Raw genomic sequence first — 17,719 nt, 5'->3', positions numbered from 1 at the left:
GATCAGTCGCTTGGGCCGCACCAACCGGGCAGATGCTTTGCGGACTTGGTCCGCGCGAGCCTGAGAGCCGCAATTTCGGCGTCTTTGAAATCCCGGTGCAGCAGTTTCACATCGATGCGGCTTCTGAGGAAATCCGCCCACATGAACTCGCTGAACGGCGTATTGTCCTTGGCATAACCGCCGGCGCGGCGAACTGCGCCAGCCAGCGACCGGTAGGGATCGTCGGTCAGCCCGCCGATTGATTTGGGCAGGCTGTTATGCGGTTGCCGCTCGCCTGCCGCGTCGAAGGGGTAACTCCAGCGATAGTGATCCATCACCGACCAGAATTCCGGTTTCGCGAGATCGCTGAGATCGGCAACGACGCTGGTCAGGACATGCGCTACGCCTTCTTCCTGCAATGCCCTGACGAGATGATGATGATCGATCAGATAGCTACGCTTCTTCCAGCCAATGACGACGGGAACCATATGGCGGCCGAGAAAATCGGCGCCGTCATGCCCGGCAATCTCGCGCCATTCCAGCCGTTTTTCGGCGACTTCGCGAAAGCCGACCGTCATTTGCGTTGGCCGCAGGCTTGCTATCGCCACGGGTTGAAGGTGGGGTTCGTAGGTTTGTGTCATGGGGCACCTCGGGTGCTGGATGCTTGGGTCAGAACGGCTGAAACAGCATCATCGACGCTGACGCTGCAGCGGCTTGCAAGCTCAGGTGCTGCCGCCATGATCAGATCGCGGGCCTGGTCATGCACGCGGGCATATTGCACCCGCTTGCTGGCGGCTCTCAATGCGGTGTCGAATTCCAGCAGCGCATCGAGTGCGGTGCTGTCCAGATCAAAACTTTCCTCGAGGCTGACGACAACGCACTTGCTGCGGCCGTCCGCTCGAACGCGGCTGACGATCGTGTTCAAAATGGCATCCGCATTGGCGAAAAACAAAGGTTGCGCCGGCCGCCAGACGGTGACCCCGGAAACCGGGAATGCGTCGGAATGGCGGGCGATATCGACAAAGTCGTGGCCTCCGGCGAGCCGTCCAAGACGTGCCACATAGGGCGATGCAAGGCGCTTGAGCAGCGCTACCAGCGACAATGCGATTGCCACCAGCATGCCGTCGAGGACACCAAACACCAGCACGCCGAGAGCAGCACCCAGTGCGATATAGCCGTCGCGTTTTAGCCGCCACAGGCGCAACAACGGCATGGGATCGAGTGCATGGGTCAATGCAGCGATGACCACCGCTGCCAAGACCGGCTGGGGCAGGAGTGCGACAGGTGCGGCGGCAAAGGCAATCAGCAGCGTCAGCCCGAGCGCCGCGACGACCGCGGTCGCCCCGGTTTGCGCGCCGGCAGCCTCGCTTGCCGCTCCGGCCGAGAACCCGGCTCCGACCGGCATGCCCTGGACGATGGCACTGGCGAGGTTTGAGAGACCAAGCGCGCCAAGCTCCCGGTTTGCTTCGACGGTCTCATTGTGGCGCAGCGAAAACGAACGGATAGTGCCCCAGGATTCGGCAAACAGGATGAGTACCAACGGCAAGACGAAGGGCAGAAGTGCTATGACTTCCGTCCATTGATGAGATGAGAAATCGGGCCAAGCCGGCAGAAGCGGGATAGTCCCGACAAGGGCAACGCCGTGACGGGAAAGATCGAAGAGGGCCGAAGTGGCGATGCCAGCGCAGAGAACCAGAAACGCCCCGGGTAGAATGGGAACGCGGCGAAGCCCGATCAGCGCAGCAAGCGCGGTCACGCCGACAAGAACGCTTGGCATATGCCATTGCGGCACCGACGAAATCAGGCCGGTGACCAGATACAGCAGATTTGAGGTATTAACCTGTACACCGGTCAGAACCGGTATCTGACGCAGGATAATCGTGATCGCCAGCCCGAACGCGAAACCGCGCAGCACGGGCCGTGATATGAATCCTGCCAGATTTCCAAGCCGGACAATCGAAGCGATCAGGAAGAGAATGCCGACAAGAGCGACCAGGATCGTTGCAAGCACCGTTTTGTCGTCGGCGGAGCCCGGCATCGTCAGCAGCGTTGCCGCCAGGATGGCGGCGGAGGAGGAGGTGGGACTGACGATCGCAAACCGGCTTCGTCCAATAAGTCCATAGGCAAGACAGCCGGCAATCGCCGCACAGATCGCCCGCTGCGGCGGCAGACCGGCTATCCCGGCATAGGCGACAGCTTCGGGCAGCATCAATCCCGCGACCGACAGACCCGCAATCCAGTCTCCCTTGCGCATGACGGACCGGCTCTCCTCCGCTTTCGAGATAGGATCAATATCACAGGTTGCCTTGCATCAGGCTTTGCGCCGCAACGGCGCTTCGGGCAGTTCTTCATCGCGGCTTTAGTGGGAGTGATCCATGTTGCTGGGCAGATTTGCGAAATGGGCTAAGGTTTGAACTTCCCCATTTGAACGGACCACGGAGATCGTCCGGTTTGCGATGCCGGATACATGCCAGCCCCGAACATGCAGGCGATGCTGTATGCTCGGGGCTGGCAGGCCTTCATGCCATTCGGTGAATGTTGGCGTGAAGCTGCTCGGCCTGATTTTGCAGGGCAGCGTAGCGAGCTGCCGGTATCGCACCGTTGTGATGATCAGCCACGGTCATGGCTTCGTGGCGTATCCACGCATCGTCGGCTCTCAGGCGCTGATATTCAGCGCTTGTCAGAAGGCCGCGTGATCTGTCTGCGTTCATGGTGCGGTTGTCGGCCCGGAGTTCGGCAAGGATCGTATTGAGCCGCGACTGGTGGACATAAGCAGGCGCATAGGCCGGAACAATATAGGTTGGGCTCGGGGTGACGTCGGTCGTGATGTCGTTGTCGCCCAGCATCGAGCGGTCGTGGAACCCGTTATGGTGATCATGGTCGCGGCCGGGTTCGCCGTGGGTGCCGGCGAAAGCGACCCCCATGGAGGTCGTGATGAAAATCGCGGAGATTGCTGCGGTTTTTGCAAAAGAGAACATTTGCGTTACCTCTGATATAACGACGTTGCTGAAACGTCTCTCGATAGGAAGCTATCCTATAGTGTCGCGTCGCGGTGCGATGGCCGCCGGCAATACATAGCTTCGATCTGGAATATACTGCTCTATCTCAGTAAGATCATGTTAAATTAAAGTAATATTCTGATTCCCGTGCCTGCCACAATTTCGATCAATTGCGGGAGGGGGAAGCGTGACTTGATGCAGGGACGGGCACCCTCAAACCGGAGCGCGGCTGTCGATACGAACTTCCATTTTTGGGCGGAACTGGCTTCCGATCCAGGAAGAGCAGAAATCTCGCCTGACCTTCAAGTCAGTCTTGACCGGAGCAGGCGGTAATAGCCGGCAAGGTGGGGGATCGTATGTTCGAGTTCGGGGAAGGCCGGATCGTTGCTGGTCAAGCTGCCGGCATATTTGGCGGCGATCAACTGCCGGTGCGTTTCAAGCGGCCCGGCCTTGAGCGCTGGAAGTATGGTGAAGATCGGCGATAGCGTGGTGCGGCCCTTGACGGTGATGCTGTCGAGTTCGGCGATGGTGAAATCCGCGGCGCAGAGCGATGCCGTAAGTTCGCCGAGCAAAAGCGGCACGCCGTAATTCTTCGATTCACCTTCGAGACGGGAGGCGAGATTGACGGCATCCCCGAGCACGGAATAGTCGAAACGGCGCGCCGACCCCATATTGCCGACGACACAGTCACCGGTGTTGATGCCGATACCGATCTTCAGCACCCGTGCCTCGATACCAGCGTCCGCAGCCTCCCGCCGCAAGTCTTCATTCAGGCGCTCGATCGCTCCGAGCATCTTCAGCGCCGCGCCAGCCGCATGGCTGGCATGGTGGGGATCGTCGAGCGGCGCGTTCCAGAAGGCCATCAGGCAGTCGCCGATATACTTGTCGATGGTGCCGCCGTTTTCGAGCACAATGTCGGACAACGGTGTCAGCAGCCGGTTGATCAGCGTCGTCAACTGTTCGGGGTCGTCCTTCAGCGCCTCGGAAATGGTGGTGAAGCCACGCACGTCGCAAAAGAGGATGGTCAGCGTCCGGCGTTCGCCGCCCAGTTTCAATTGCGACGGGTCATCGGCAAGGCGCTCGACCAGCGCTGGGGACAGATAGCGCGAGAAGGCCCGGGTGATATCGCGGCGGCTGCGCCGCTCGGCTGCGTAGTCGAGCGCCGTCTGGCTGACGGCAACGGACAGGTATGCCAGTGCCGGGCCGACCGGCGAGACGAAGATATGGCCAAGCCGCAACAGCGCGTAGCTCGCGGCGATCAGCAGGATCAGCACGGCCATGCTCACCACCATGGTTTGCCATCCGGTTGCCCGGTAAACCACGCCCGAGGCCAGCAATGCTCCAAGCGCAATCGCTGCAATGACCGCTCCTTGTCCCGGTTTGGTGATGAACAGGCTATGCGTCATATTGTCGAAGATCGTCGCCTGTATTTCGGCGCCCGAGACCAGATGGCCGGTGTGGACGGTGAATGGCGTGGCAAGAGCGTCGGCACCGCCATCCTTGAGGGTCGGTGCATTCTGCAGACTGAGGCCGACAATGACGACGCGATCGCGCAAGAGACCGTCCGGCAGGAATTGGCCGGGATCGAGCGCCTGGTAATACGACACCGTCGGATAGGTTCGTGCCGGGCCGAATGTCTGGAGAAGGGCGGTTCCGGATACTGGCTGTTTTGGCCGGCCGGCAACCTCGGCCAATTGTGCGGCAAAACCGTCGGCATAGCCCGGCACCTGCCGCAATGTTCCGTCACCGCTCAGATGAACCGAGGCGATGCCCGTTTTAGCGCCGCGGGCAACAAACTCTGCCAACGGCTCCGTCCGCACGAATTGGTCGGCATGGGGCGTCTCGATCAGCGTTTCATCACCGGCCAGAACGACATCGGGACCGAGCGTCTCAGCAAGAGCCGCGTCATTTTCCGGCGTGGCCGAAGGCTCGGCAAAGATCACGTCGATGCCGATGGCCTTCGCACCGGCGGCGCGCAGTGCCTCGATCAACCGTGCATGCAAGGCACGCGGCCACGGCCACTGGCTGCCGATCTCGGTCATTGAGGGCTCGTCGATGGCAACGATGACGGGGCCGTCTTCGGGAAGGGGCGGCGGGGCAAGCGTGGATAGATAGTCGAAGCTGCGCAGTTCGATGAGCGAGAAGGGAGACGTGAGCGAAGCGAGGGAGAGAATTACTGTGACAAGAGCGGCAAGTATGGCAAGGCCAGCGCGGCGGCGCCCGCTGCGGCGGGCTGCTGTGCCGATGTTGAAGCGGTTCTCGGCTATGGGCTCTTTCGCCATTTTTGTCATCAAAAGCGCACTTTGAGCGAGCCTCTGAACGAACGTCCCCAGCCCGGTGTCAGTGGAGCCACGTCAAATTCTTCGTCGAGCAGATTGTAGGCGGCCAACTCAAGGACGAACCGTTTGTCGAATGGCTCCCATGTCAGGTTGCCATCAATTGTCCAATAGCCATCCAGTTTTGTTTTCAACCCGGTATCGCGTTTCCCCACGTAGTTCGCGGCAAGCATCACCTTGATATTCGCCTGATTAACCCAGGTGATTGCCGCCTGCCCGGATGTTTCGGGTATGAAGGGTAAGGAGTCGCCGAACGTCAAGCTTGCTGGATCCTGATCCTCGGAACTGGTCCGGGCAATCGTTCCCGATAGCCCAAAACCATGGCCCACGGCCAAGTTCGCAGTCAGGCTCGCTCTGTCGATCCGGCCTTCGTCTGTTTGGAAGGCCGTTCCCAACGCTGAACCCGGAATATAAGGAAGTGGCGATGTTTGCGGGAAGGCAATCGATACCTTATGCAGATCCTGGTGCTGAAAATCGACTGCGGTGAAAAATCGATCAGACCATTCCGCGTCCCAACGCAAGGCAATCGTATCGGCGCGGCCATCAAGTCCTATTCCATAGGCATTAGGCTGAATTCCAACAACGCCAATCGGCGACAATGTCGGTGCACTGAAGTCGTAGCTCTCACGCATATAGGCGGCGCGAAGCCAATGTCCCTCTATCGGTGTCCAGGCCAATCCCGCGCGAGGCTCCAATCGGCTAACTTCGACATTTTCGCCGCTGATATAGGTGCCGAAAAGGGCATACTCCGCCCTCAGGCTACTGCTGATATCATGCAAGACGTCGACATAGGCTTTTCCAATATCATAACGCCCCTCAAGCGGCTCATAGAGTGGAATGCCATTAATCTCTTGGCGGAAATACGTGTCGGCCCAGCCGCCTTCGAGGCCGTAGCGCCAGGTCAGGTCATCATAGCCGAGGGTGTGATTGATTGCGGCAATATAGGTTCTCTGTTTGCTTGTGTCGATTGAGGATAGGCTGCCGAGGTCAGTTCCCAGGGTGGTCCCGATATCTGCGCGTTCGTCGCCATAGAACAAAGCCAAATTGACGATGTTACGATGCTCGATTGTGTGACTCCAGCCGATACCGGCTCCTGTCGTTCTTGATTCATCGTCGCGGTCGATAAGGTAGGTTATTGGTGCCGGTGTGGAGCTGAACAGGCTGGTGTTCTGTAGAAAATTGTCTGTCAAATAGTTGGCGTAGAAAACGATGCGATCATCTGGCGTGGGTGACGCCGTAAGATATCCATTCGCCGTTTTGACTTCGGTGCTGCCGTCATAATATCCGAGATCGCCGGGGAAGCGCCCGGAAAATGGCGTCGTTTCCCATCGTGCGTTGATATTGAAACTGACTGGAAATACCGCGTTGGCGTAACCCTGTACCTGTCCTTCCGCAAGCCAGTCAGTGTCGCTGCCGCTCGTGTTGAATCCACCTCCGAGGGACGTCTCGATAAATGGCGAGTTGACCAGCATTAATGTACGCTCACTGCTGGCGAGCATATGCGGATCGAGCATCAAAGCCTGGATGAAGGAGGAATAGCTGGAGCCATTCTGAACGTAGTCCGTCGCGTTCCCGCCATAGGCGTAGGTGTTGGCGAATGGGTTGACGCTGCCGTGCACGGATTGGTCCAGATAGGACGTACCGGTGAAAGGATCAAACACCGCATCGCCGTAATACTGCCCCCAGGCGTCTAGCCCTTGGAGACGGAATGCGTCGTTGAGAACTGAACCGGCGCTCTGGTTGGCGCTGAACGAAATGAAATCACCGCCGCGGGCACGGCCCAATCTCAAGAACTCCTGCGCATAGCGTATCGCGTTGTCGGAGTCGTATTCATGAATGGCCATTGACGTCCGGACGGAAGCAATGACCGGATCGTGGGGATCAAGCCGCCCGGCATTGTCTAGCGCCTGGGCGGCGGGGATCCGATCGCCTTTCTCATAAAGGGCGGCGGCCAGCATCAGCTGTCCTTGCGAGTAGCCGGGATTTGCGGTCGAGCCGGCGAGCAGATCCTGCACCGCTTTGTCCATTTCGCCGCGCTGTAAATAGTACCGGCCGCGCGCAATCAGCCCGATGTCAAAGGATGGATCGACCCGCAAGGCCTCGTCGATCTCATGTTTGGCCTCGGCCATGCGCCCTTCCGTGAGATACAAAAGTGCGAGATTGGCGTGACTGACCGGGTCCAGCGGATCGAGCTCGATTGCCTTTTTGTAGGCGGCTTCAGCCTCCCGGTTGGCGTCTCTGTCGCTTTGGGCAAGGCCGATCGTGTTCCAGATAGAGCTGGAGCCAGGTGCGGTTCTAAGGGCGCGATTCAGATCGTCGAGCGCGCCTTGCCGGTCGCTTCGGATAAAAAGCTTGTAGTTCGCTCGGGCTTCGAGGCCGGTCGGATCATCCGGATCGATTGCGAGCGCGCGCTCAAACCCATCGACAACCTCTTTTTCGTCAGCCAGCATGATGCCGAGTTGGGCACGGGCGCCGGGTAAAGTCGGGTCGCCGGGCGTATTGCGCTCGCTTTCCTTGATGACTTCCAGGGCTGCCGGAATATCTTCGCGGAAACCGGCAGTCCAGGCCTTCGCCATGCCGGCATAGCCGCTGTTGGTGAGCCGGGGAGGCTGCTCGACATGATTGGGGTCCGCAAGTGAGCGAGCAAAATAACCGCCATAGGCCGCAATTGCACTGCGCTTGGCGTCAAGCCCCGGTCTTGCTTTTTCAAACAACGCCGCGGCGTCCCGGTAGCGGTTTTCCGAGCCGGCGATCAAAGCGTCGATCAAGTTGGCGCGTGCGATCTGAGAGCCGCGCAAACCTTGAGCGCGCGCCTGATTGAGGGCAGCCTTCGCCTTTTCTTTTCCCTCCAGCGAAAGATAGATTTCCGACAGGCTCAACCAATCTTCCGCCGAACGCGCGCCAGCTTCTTCCGCTTCGAGGCGGTCGCGTTCCTTGCGCATCTGCGGCACGATCAATGGCGTTGCCGGCATCCACTGGAATGCGCTCCTCAGCGACAGATTGAACAGCATCTGTTCCCTGTCTTTCGGCTTGGCGATGACGATCTTTGACGGCTTTTGCCCGATTGCCGCAACGGCGCCTTCGCCCTGTGAGACCGTGACGCTGCCCTGCGCATTACTGAGCTCGACCACACCGTCCAGCACGATCAGCGACGTTTTGCCGTCGGCGCCGACTGTCATCGTCCAGTCCGTGCCGCGGATGGCGGCCGCCGCTGCCGGCGTGTCGATCACCACGCCCTGGCCGCCGCGTTCGGCGCGAGCCCAGATGGTGCCGGATTGCAGCTCCAGCCCTGTATCGCCGGTGCCGCCCATCCGCTTGACCAGCAGCGAGGTGTTGCGGCCAAGCCGCACCTGGGTGCGGTCTGAGAAGAGAACGGCAAGCTGGCCGGTTGCGTTGGTGCGCAGCACGTCGCCGCTCAAAAGGGCCTGCTGCAGATCGACATAACGCCAGCCGGAAATATCGACAAAGCGCACTTCCTCGCCGGATTTGCGGGCAATGACCGACCCGGCAGCCGGGGATGGGCGCGGCAAAGGGTCAGCCTGCGCCGGCATGGCGAGACAGAGCACTCCCAAGGCAGCACCAACCGGCGTATATTTCATGCAGTTTCCCCAAGAATGCACGGATAATCACTGAGTTTGAGTAACCCAAAAGTCAAGTGGGGCGGCGGTCCTGATTCTGCTTTGCGTGGCAAGTGTCGAAATAAGGAAACACAATGCAGAACTGTTGGTTGTTCCTGACGATACATGGGAAGTATCAGTTGCGGCTCTCCCAGGAACGTTCTGCGGATGCGAGTTATTCGACCTGACCCTGTATTGAACAGGCAATGACCATCACGATGGCGCTGCCGCTGGTGCGTTTCCGCAAAATCCTATGAGATTTTTATATCTCTCCCGGACGCCCCGTCTCGAACACTAATGTGGTTCGGGGCGATAGTCAGCGTGGAATTCAGGCCCCGGATCTTGCGTTGAGCATGATCAAACGGGGCCTCTTTCGCGTCGCCGCCCTTCTTTGAAGAGGAGGGAAAGATGAAATTCAACAAAAGGAGCCTGGATCGATGATGGATATTGTCTTGATCGGGATCGGCGTTTTGTTTTTCGCGCTGTCGTTTGCCTATGCCCGGGCCTGCGACCGTCTCTAGTTCGAAGGATTCAGAGAAATGCTTGTCGATTATGTGCTCGGAGCCGGCGTGTCCGTGTTTCTGCTTGCCTATCTGACCTACGCCCTCATTCGCCCTGAGCGCTTCTAACAACGCCAGGTTCGGAAAGTTATTGCCATGACACTCAACGGATGGATCCAGATCCTCATCTTCTGCGGGATCGTCATTTTGCTCATCAAGCCGCTTGGCGCCTATATGACGCGCGTCTTCGGTGGTGAGCGCACCTTGCTGTCGCCCCTTTTTTCTCCGGTCGAACGCGGTCTCTACCGGCTGTCCGGCACCAGCGAGAAGGAAGAGCAGCACTGGACGAGCTACGTGTTCTCCCTGCTCCTGTTCAATCTTGCCGGTTTTGCCATTCTCTATGCGCTGCAGCGGTTCCAGGGCTTCCTGCCGTTCAACCCTGCGGGCATGACCGCTGTTGGGCCTGAGCTTTCGTTCAACACCGCCTCCAGTTTCGTCGCCAATACCAACTGGCAGAACTATGGTGGCGAAAGCACGATGTCCTACCTGGTGCAGATGGCTGGTCTGACGGTGCAGAATTTTGCCTCTGCCGCCACCGGCATGGCCATCGCCGTTGCGCTCATCCGCGGTTTTGCGCGCGCTTCCGGTAAGTCGATCGGCAATTTCTGGGTCGATATGACCCGTGCCACGCTCTACATCCTTCTGCCGATCTGCATCCTACTGACGATTGCCTATGTCTATCTCGGCGTACCGCAGACGCTCGGCGCCTACTTAACGGCAACGACGATCGAAGGTGCGCAGCAGACCATCGCGCTCGGCCCGGTCGCCTCGCAATTGGCAATCAAGATGCTCGGCACCAATGGCGGCGGCTTCTTCAATGCGAACTCCGCGCATCCTTTTGAGAATCCCGACGCAATTTCCAACCTCATCCAGATGGTGTCGATCTTCGCGATCGGCGCGGCCTTCACCAATGTTTTCGGCCGCATGGTCGGAAACCAGCGCCAGGGTTGGGCAATCTTTGCCACGATGGGCGTGCTCTTCCTCGCCGGTGTCGCGGTGACCTATTGGGCTGAAGCAGCCGGCAATCCGCTGGTCCATGCCATGGGCCTTGAAGGTGGCAATATGGAAGGCAAGGAAGTTCGGTTCGGCATCGTCCTTTCTTCGCTGTTCGCGGTCGTCACGACGGCCGCCTCCTGTGGTGCCGTCAATGCCATGCACGGCTCATTCACCGCATTGGGCGGCCTGATCCCGCTGCTCAATATGGAACTGGGCGAAGTGATTATCGGCGGCGTTGGCGCGGGTTTGTACGGCATCCTGATGTTCGTCATCCTGACGGTCTTCGTCGCCGGACTGATGGTTGGCCGCACACCGGAATATCTCGGCAAGAAGATAGAGGCCAAGGAGGTCAAGATGGCTGTTCTCGCCATCCTCATCCTGCCGGCAACCATGCTCGGCTTCACCGCCGTCGCCGTCCTCCTGCCGACAGGCGTGGCCTCGATCGGAAATCCGGGACCGCACGGTTTCTCGGAAGTCCTCTATGCCTATACCTCGGCTGCCGCCAACAATGGCTCGGCTTTCGGCGGTCTGACCGGCAACACGCCCTGGTACAATATCACGCTTGGCATCGCGATGCTGATGGGCCGCTTCCTGGTGATCATTCCGGCGCTCGCCATTGCCGGTTCTTTGGTGATGAAGAAGACGGTGCCGGCTTCGGCAGGGACGTTCCCCACCCATGGCCCGCTCTTCGTCGGACTGCTTTGCGGCGTCATCCTGATCGTCGGCGGTCTCACCTTCTTCCCGGCGCTGGCGCTCGGGCCGATCGTCGAGCACCTGGCGATGATATCGGGTCAAACCTTCTAGGTGCCGTCATGAACCGCTTGTTCCAGCAGAAGTTCAAAAGGCTCCTCAAACCTCGCGACGGTGATCCGCCGCGAGCGGCACCCCCGCAGGCGACCAGCATCATCATCGCTTTCATGCTGGTCCTGCTGGTGATCGGCGGTCTTGCTCACGCTTTTACCGAATTGTTCCACGGCTGACGCGGTCACCGTGATGTCACACACAAAAGAAACTGGAGTTCTCTTATGAGCCAGTCCAAATCTGCGAGCCTGATGGACTCTCGCATCCTTATTCCCGCGATCGGCTCGGCGTTTACCAAGCTCAATCCGCGCACCCTCGCCAAGAATCCGGTGATGTTCGTCGTCGCCGTCGTCTCGACATTGACGACCGTCCTGTTCCTGCGCGATCTCATAACCGGCAGCAGCAATCTCGGTTTTTCGCTGCAGCTCAATATCTGGCTGTGGTTCACGGTGCTGTTTGCCAATTTCGCCGAGGCCGTTGCCGAAGGCCGGGGCAAGGCGCAGGCGGAATCGCTGCGCAAGACCCGGACCGAAACCCAGGCCAAGCTTTTGACCGGGGCGGATCTGAAGAGCTTCAAGATCGTCTCCGGCACCAGCCTCAAGGTCGGTGACATCGTGCTTGTCGAAGCTGGCGAGATCATCCCCTCCGATGGCGAGGTCATCGAAGGGGTCGCCTCCGTCAACGAGGCGGCGATCACCGGCGAATCTGCCCCCGTTATCCGTGAATCCGGCGGCGACCGCTCGGCCGTCACCGGCGGCACGCAGGTGCTGTCGGACTGGATCCGGGTGCGTATCAGCGCCGCAGCGGGCTCGACCTTCATCGACCGGATGATTTCGCTGGTCGAAGGTGCCGAACGTCAGAAGACACCGAACGAGATCGCCCTCAACATTCTTCTCGCCGGCATGACCTTGATTTTCGTTCTGGCCGTTGTGACCATCCCGAGCTTCGCCACCTATGCCGGCGGCTCCATCCCGGTCATCATCCTGGTCGCCCTGTTTGTAACGCTGATCCCGACGACGATCGGCGCGCTTCTCTCGGCCATCGGCATTGCCGGCATGGACCGTCTGGTCCGCTTCAACGTGCTCGCCATGTCCGGCCGCGCCGTCGAGGCTGCCGGCGATATCGATACGCTGCTGCTCGACAAGACCGGCACGATCACGCTCGGCAACCGCCAGGCAACCGAGCTTCACCCGGTGTCCGGCGTGTCGCAGCAGGACCTCGCCGACGCAGCCCAGCTGGCCTCGCTTGCCGATGAAACGCCGGAAGGCCGTTCCATCGTCGTGCTGGCCAAGGAGAAATACGGCATCCGCGCCCGTGACATGGCACAACTGCATGCGACCTTCGTGCCGTTTACCGCACAGAGCCGCATGAGTGGCGTCGACATCGAAGGCTCGTCGATCCGCAAGGGCGCTGTCGATGCGGTCCTGAGCTACGTCGCCAGCCAGAATACGGCGGCGCGTCCGGATACCGTCCGCGAAATCCAGTCGATTGCCGACGAGATCGCCAAGTCGGGTGGTACGCCGCTGGCCGTCGTGCGCGATGGCCGCCTGATGGGCGTGGTGCACCTGAAAGATATCGTCAAGGGCGGCATCCGCGAGCGGTTCGCCGAACTGCGCCGCATGGGTATCCGCACGGTGATGATCACCGGCGACAACCCGATGACAGCCGCTGCCATCGCTGCCGAAGCCGGTGTCGATGATTTCCTTGCCCAGGCAACGCCGGAAAACAAACTGTCGCTGATCCGCGAGGAACAGGCCAAGGGCAAACTTGTCGCCATGTGCGGCGACGGTACCAACGATGCTCCGGCGCTGGCGCAGGCCGATGTCGGCGTGGCGATGAACACCGGTACGGTCGCCGCCCGCGAAGCCGGCAACATGGTCGACCTGGATTCGGACCCGACCAAGCTGATCGAGATCGTCGAGATCGGCAAGCAACTGCTGATGACCCGCGGTGCGCTGACGACGTTTTCGATCGCCAACGATATCGCCAAGTATTTCGCCATCATCCCGGCGATGTTCCTGGCCTTCTATCCGCAGCTTTCGGCGCTGAACATCATGGGCCTTGCCTCGCCGCAAAGCGCAATCCTGTCGGCGATCATCTTCAACGCGCTGGTTATCGTCGCGCTGATCCCGCTGTCGCTGAGGGGTGTCGCCTACCGTGCCGTTGGTGCCGGTGCGCTCCTGTCGCGCAACCTGCTCATCTATGGCCTTGGCGGCATCATTGTCCCGTTCATCGGCATCAAGGCCATCGACTTGGCCATCACCGCCCTTGGTCTCGTTTAAAGGAACATTCAAATGTTGAAACAATTGCGGCCCGCGCTGGTCATGATCGTTGCCATCACCATTATCACCGGCCTTGCCTATCCGCTCGGCATGACCGGCATTACCCAGGCCCTGTTCCCGCATCAGGCCAATGGCAGCCTGGTCGAAAAGGACGGCACCGTTGTCGGCTCCTCCTTGATCGGTCAGGTCTTTACCGGCGATATCTATTTCCATGGCCGTCCGTCGGCTGCAGGCGATGGCTACAATGCGGCTTCGTCCAGCGGCTCAAACCTCGGGCCGACCAACCCGAAGCTGCTTGATCGGATCAAGGCAGATGCCGAAGCACTCAAGGCTGCCAATCCCGGCGCTGCCGTGCCGATGGATCTGGTGACCGCTTCGGGCAGCGGCCTTGATCCGCACATTTCGCCGGAAGCCGCCTATTTCCAGGTTCCGCGCGTCGCCAAGGCGCGGGGCATGGATGAAAGCAAGGTTCGCGCACTGGTCGATCAGGCCGTCGAGGCGCGCGAACTCGGTATTCTCGGTGAGCCGGCGGTCAACGTCTTGGCGCTGAACATGGCGCTTGATAAAGCTGTCTAGCCTTGTTTGGTCACGGTATCGCGCTTCGACGACGAGGCGCGATACCGGCGGCAATTTGATTGACGGAACCGGTCCCAAATTCTGCGGGATTTTGGACCATGTCCGGAATAGTCAAAAGCGGCATCCTGCCGCTTTTCGGCATTGATGAGGAAAGACGAGCGCGCATGCGGGACGATGTCCGTGACATGGATGGAAGACCATCTCCCGACGCCCTGTTGCAGCGGGCGGAGCAGGAAACACGCGGCCGTCTGAAGATCTTTCTGGGGGCGGCGCCCGGCGTCGGCAAGACCTACGAAATGCTGACCTCCGGCCATGCCAAGCAAGCCGATGGCGTCGATGTCGTGATCGGCGTGGTCGAAACGCATGGCCGCAAGGAGACCCAGGCGCTGGCTGACGGTTTCGAAGTCATCGCGCGCATGCCGATCGACTACAAGGGCCGCCATCTTGAAGAAATGGATATCGATGCCATTCTTGCCCGCCGTCCAGGTCTCGTTCTGGTCGATGAACTGGCGCATACCAACGCACCCGGTAGCCGGCATCCAAAACGCTACATGGATGTGCAGGAGCTGCTGTCGCGCGGCATCGACGTTTACTCGACTCTGAATATCCAGCATGTCGAAAGCCTCAACGATGTCGTTGCCCAGATTACCCGCATTCGTGTGCGCGAAACCGTGCCGGATTCGATCATCGACCGGGCCGACGATATCGAGATCATCGATCTGACGCCGGAAGACCTGATCAAGCGTCTGCATGACGGCAAGGTCTATATCCCGAAGACGGCGCAACGAGCCCTCGAAAATTACTTTTCGCCCGGAAACCTGACGGCACTGCGCGAACTTGCACTGCGCCAGACCGCGCAGCGGGTTGATGACCAGCTGCTGACGCATATGCAGGCGCATGCGATTTCCGGCCCTTGGGCGGCCGGTGACCGGGTGCTGGTCTGTGTCGATGACCAGGCCCGCAGCGCATCCCTGGTGCGCTACGCCGCCCGGCTGGCCGACCGTCTGCGCGCGCCGCTGGTGGCGCTACATGTGGAAACGGCGCGATCGGTTCACTTATCTGAGGCCGCGCGCGACCGTATCGCCGCGACGTTAAGGCTGGCTGAGCGGCTGGGGGCCGAAGCGCTGACAAGGCCGGGCTCCGACGAAGCGGAGGAAATCGTCCGTGTCGCCACATCCAGCAATGTCACCCATATCATCGCCGGAACGCCGAAAACATCGGGATGGCGGGAATGGCTGCATGGTTCGGTGACCAGCCGATTGATCCGGCGCGCCGGCAATATCAGCGTTCATGTCATCGCTGGTGACGATCGGGAAGGCGAACCCATTGGAACGGGCGTCAAGACTGCCCCGGCACCCGTCCAGTTCAAGATCAGGCCCTATGCACTGGCGACGCTCTATGTCGGTTGTGCCCTGGCCGTGGGTTTTCTGCTCGACCAGTCCCTTGATGTGCGCAACATTGCACTCGTCTTCCTGATGGCGGTTTTGACTACGGCGGTGACCGAAGGTTTGCGGCCGGCTCTCTATGCCAGCGTCGTCAGTGCGGTCTCGTTGAATTTCTTCTTCCTGCAGCCGCTTTATACGCTGGATATCAGCGATCCCGACAGCGTTGTCGCGTTCATTCTTTTCTTCATCGTGGCGATCATCGCCAGCAACCTGACGGCCAGCGTCCAGCGGCAGGCCGCCGCCGCTCGCCTGCGCGCACGCACCACCGAAGACCTCTATCTCTTCAGCAAGAAGCTGGCAGGGACCGGTACCCTGGACGACGTGTTGTGGGCGACGGCGTTCCAGCTTGCCTCGATGCTGAAGCTGCGGGTGGTGCTGCTCCTGCCGGAAGAGGGAACGATCGCGGTCAAAGCCGGCTATCCGCCGGATGATACGCTTGACGACGCCGATATTGCTGCAGCGCGCTGGGCCTGGGAGCACAATCGCGCCGCTGGACGCGGCGCCGATACGCTGCCGGGCGCAAAACGCCTTTATGTGCCGTTGCGCACCGGCCGCACCGCCGTCGGTGTCATCGGCCTCGACAATGACCGTCAGGGGCCACTCTTGAGCCCCGAACAGCAGCGGCTGCTGGATGCGCTCGCCGATCAGGCAGCGCTTGCCATCGAGCGCGTGCAGCTTGTCGCCGATGTCGATAATGCGCGGCTGGTCGAAGAAGCCGGGCGCCTGCGTTCGGCATTGCTGACCTCGATTTCGCACGACCTGAAGACGCCGCTCGCCGCCATCATGGGGGCTGCCGGAACATTGCGTGACTATCAGTCTGCGCTTCCGGAGGAAGACCGTGTCGAACTTCTGACCACCGTGACCGACGAATCCGAACGGCTGAACCGGTTCATCGCCAATCTGCTCGACATGACCCGGATCGAATCCGGTGCCATGCAGCCGAATTCCGCGTTTCATTATACCGGTGATATTGTCGGGAGCGCCCTGCGCCGGGCGAAGAAGATTCTGGCTGGTCACAGCGTCGATGTTGACGTTCCCGCCAACCTGCCGATGATCAGGGTCGATCCGGTGCTGTTCGAGCAGGTTCTGTTCAACTTGCTCGACAACGCCGCCAAATATGCGCCCGAAGGATCAAGGGTGAGCGTCCGGGCGGAAAGCAATGGCGAGCAGGTCCTTATCCGGATTTCAGATGAAGGGTCGGGCATTCCGCAAGGAGATCTGGAACGGGTCTTCGATACGTTTTACAGGGTGCGCAAGGGCGATCACGTGCGGGCCGGGACCGGGCTTGGCCTGTCCATTTGCCGGGGGTTCGTCGAGGCGATGGGCGGCACCATCGCCGCCGAAAACCGTACTGACCGCTCCGGCGCGATCTTTACGGTCAGCCTGCCACTGTTGCCGGATGCGCCCAATCTCAAGGACATGAAATGACACTTTCCGCAGTCAAGATCCTGGTCGTCGACGACGAGCCGCCTATCCGCCGGCTGTTGCGGGTGGGGCTGGCCACGCAGGACTACGATGTCATCGAGGCCGGAAACGGCAAGGCGGCGCGGGACAGTGTCAAGGCGGAGCTGCCCGATCTCATCCTGCTCGATCTCGGCCTGCCGGATGCGGCTGGCCACGATCTGTTGCAGGGCTGGCGCGAGGAAGGGCTGACGCTGCCGATCGTCATCCTGTCAAGCCGTACCGATGAGGCCGGGATCGTCAAGGCACTGGAACTCGGTGCCGACGATTACGTGACCAAACCCTTCGGCATGAACGAACTGGTGGCGCGCATCCGCGTGGCGCTGCGCCATCGGTTGCAGCAGCAGGGTGAAAAGCCGTTGTTCCAGACCGGCGGCCTGTCGGTCGATCTGGTCAAGCGTATCGTCAAGGTCGATGGCCGCGAGGTGAAACTCTCGCCGAAGGAATATGATATCCTGCGCATGCTGGTGCAGCATGCCGGCAAGGTGCTGACCCACAAATTCCTGCTGAAGGAGGTCTGGGGCAATGCCGATGACGTGCAGTATCTGCGCGTCTATGTGCGCCAGCTTCGCCAGAAGATCGAGGCAACGCCGGACCAGCCGCAATATATCACCACCGAAACCGGCGTCGGCTACCGCCTGCGCGAGGCCGACCTCTAGCCGGATCG

12 protein-coding genes are annotated in these 17,719 nt (G+C 60.2%); 7 read left to right on the top strand and 5 right to left on the bottom strand.

Annotation, left to right across the window (positions count from 1 at the left end; genetic code table 11):
• Positions 1-2: 2 nt before the first annotated feature.
• The 5 genes from ASC96_RS10380 to ASC96_RS10360 all read right to left on the bottom strand — a co-directional run bounded on the left by ASC96_RS10380 (position 3) and on the right by ASC96_RS10360 (position 8,913).
• On the bottom strand, positions 3-620 hold the full coding sequence (locus tag ASC96_RS10380; protein WP_060502963.1) for a ParB-like protein: 618 nt from the start codon (positions 618-620) through the stop codon (positions 3-5).
• Entirely contained in the window at positions 617-2,233 is a 1,617-nt protein-coding gene (locus ASC96_RS10375; RefSeq protein WP_082512007.1) for a SulP family inorganic anion transporter, read from the bottom strand. The genes ASC96_RS10380 and ASC96_RS10375 overlap by 4 nt, the downstream gene beginning before the upstream one ends.
• A gap of 265 nt (positions 2,234-2,498) precedes the next feature.
• Entirely contained in the window at positions 2,499-2,957 is a 459-nt protein-coding gene (locus ASC96_RS10370; RefSeq protein ID WP_060502962.1) for a hypothetical protein, read from the bottom strand.
• 323 nt (positions 2,958-3,280) lie between these two features.
• Positions 3,281-5,260: a CHASE2 domain-containing protein gene (locus ASC96_RS10365; protein WP_060502986.1), complete on the bottom strand. Its 1,980-nt coding sequence runs from the start codon at positions 5,258-5,260 to the stop codon at positions 3,281-3,283.
• An 8-nt stretch (positions 5,261-5,268) separates the two neighbouring features.
• Positions 5,269-8,913, bottom strand: a complete 3,645-nt coding sequence (locus tag ASC96_RS10360; protein WP_060502961.1) for a FecR domain-containing protein — start codon at positions 8,911-8,913, stop codon at positions 5,269-5,271.
• 557 nt (positions 8,914-9,470) lie between these two features.
• Here ASC96_RS10360 and kdpF point away from each other — a divergent pair.
• The 7 genes from kdpF (at position 9,471) to ASC96_RS10330 (ending at position 17,711) form a co-directional block, all read left to right on the top strand.
• The gene (kdpF, locus tag ASC96_RS10355; RefSeq protein WP_060502960.1) at positions 9,471-9,560 is read left to right on the top strand and encodes a K(+)-transporting ATPase subunit F; all 90 of its coding nucleotides are present in this window, start codon (positions 9,471-9,473) and stop codon (positions 9,558-9,560) included.
• A 27-nt stretch (positions 9,561-9,587) separates the two neighbouring features.
• Complete coding sequence (gene kdpA, locus ASC96_RS10350; protein ID WP_060502959.1) at positions 9,588-11,291, top strand: potassium-transporting ATPase subunit KdpA; 1,704 nt, start codon at positions 9,588-9,590, stop codon at positions 11,289-11,291.
• An 8-nt stretch (positions 11,292-11,299) separates the two neighbouring features.
• Positions 11,300-11,467: a hypothetical protein gene (locus ASC96_RS32560; protein ID WP_156393815.1), complete on the top strand. Its 168-nt coding sequence runs from the start codon at positions 11,300-11,302 to the stop codon at positions 11,465-11,467.
• A 45-nt stretch (positions 11,468-11,512) separates the two neighbouring features.
• Positions 11,513-13,570 carry a potassium-transporting ATPase subunit KdpB gene (gene kdpB, locus ASC96_RS10345; RefSeq protein ID WP_060502958.1) on the top strand — a complete coding sequence of 686 codons (2,058 nt, stop codon included), beginning with the start codon at positions 11,513-11,515 and terminating at the stop codon, positions 13,568-13,570.
• A gap of 12 nt (positions 13,571-13,582) precedes the next feature.
• Positions 13,583-14,146 carry a potassium-transporting ATPase subunit KdpC gene (gene kdpC, locus ASC96_RS10340; protein WP_060502957.1) on the top strand — a complete coding sequence of 188 codons (564 nt, stop codon included), beginning with the start codon at positions 13,583-13,585 and terminating at the stop codon, positions 14,144-14,146.
• Positions 14,147-14,310: 164 nt separating this feature from the next.
• A complete protein-coding gene (locus tag ASC96_RS10335; protein ID WP_060502985.1) occupies positions 14,311-17,019 on the top strand; it encodes a sensor histidine kinase KdpD in 2,709 nt (902 codons plus the stop codon).
• A complete protein-coding gene (locus ASC96_RS10330) occupies positions 17,016-17,711 on the top strand; it encodes a response regulator transcription factor (protein ID WP_060502956.1) in 696 nt (231 codons plus the stop codon). The genes ASC96_RS10335 and ASC96_RS10330 overlap by 4 nt, the downstream gene beginning before the upstream one ends.
• Positions 17,712-17,719: the final 8 nt, after the last annotated feature.

The sequence above is a fragment of the Rhizobium sp. Root1204 genome, assembly GCF_001424965.1.
Lineage (GTDB): Bacteria > Pseudomonadota > Alphaproteobacteria > Rhizobiales > Rhizobiaceae > Pararhizobium.
This window is presented reverse-complemented; position numbering and strand designations above follow the sequence as displayed.

Excerpts from the sequence above, each read along its gene's own strand:
- ASC96_RS10365 (WP_060502986.1), bottom strand. The coding sequence starts at position 5,260 with ATGGCGAAAGAGCCCATAGCCGAGAACCGCTTCAACATCGGCACAGCA.
- ASC96_RS10360 (WP_060502961.1), bottom strand. The coding sequence starts at position 8,913 with ATGAAATATACGCCGGTTGGTGCTGCCTTGGGAGTGCTCTGTCTCGCC.
- ASC96_RS32560 (WP_156393815.1), top strand. The coding sequence starts at position 11,300 with ATGAACCGCTTGTTCCAGCAGAAGTTCAAAAGGCTCCTCAAACCTCGC.
- kdpC (WP_060502957.1), top strand. The coding sequence starts at position 13,583 with ATGTTGAAACAATTGCGGCCCGCGCTGGTCATGATCGTTGCCATCACC.
- kdpA (WP_060502959.1), top strand. The coding sequence starts at position 9,588 with ATGACACTCAACGGATGGATCCAGATCCTCATCTTCTGCGGGATCGTC.
- ASC96_RS10335 (WP_060502985.1), top strand. The coding sequence starts at position 14,311 with ATGCGGGACGATGTCCGTGACATGGATGGAAGACCATCTCCCGACGCC.
- ASC96_RS10330 (WP_060502956.1), top strand. The coding sequence starts at position 17,016 with ATGACACTTTCCGCAGTCAAGATCCTGGTCGTCGACGACGAGCCGCCT.
- kdpF (WP_060502960.1), top strand. The coding sequence starts at position 9,471 with ATGCTTGTCGATTATGTGCTCGGAGCCGGCGTGTCCGTGTTTCTGCTT.
- ASC96_RS10370 (WP_060502962.1), bottom strand. The coding sequence starts at position 2,957 with ATGTTCTCTTTTGCAAAAACCGCAGCAATCTCCGCGATTTTCATCACG.
- ASC96_RS10380 (WP_060502963.1), bottom strand. The coding sequence starts at position 620 with ATGACACAAACCTACGAACCCCACCTTCAACCCGTGGCGATAGCAAGC.
- kdpB (WP_060502958.1), top strand. The coding sequence starts at position 11,513 with ATGAGCCAGTCCAAATCTGCGAGCCTGATGGACTCTCGCATCCTTATT.
- ASC96_RS10375 (WP_082512007.1), bottom strand. The coding sequence starts at position 2,233 with ATGCGCAAGGGAGACTGGATTGCGGGTCTGTCGGTCGCGGGATTGATG.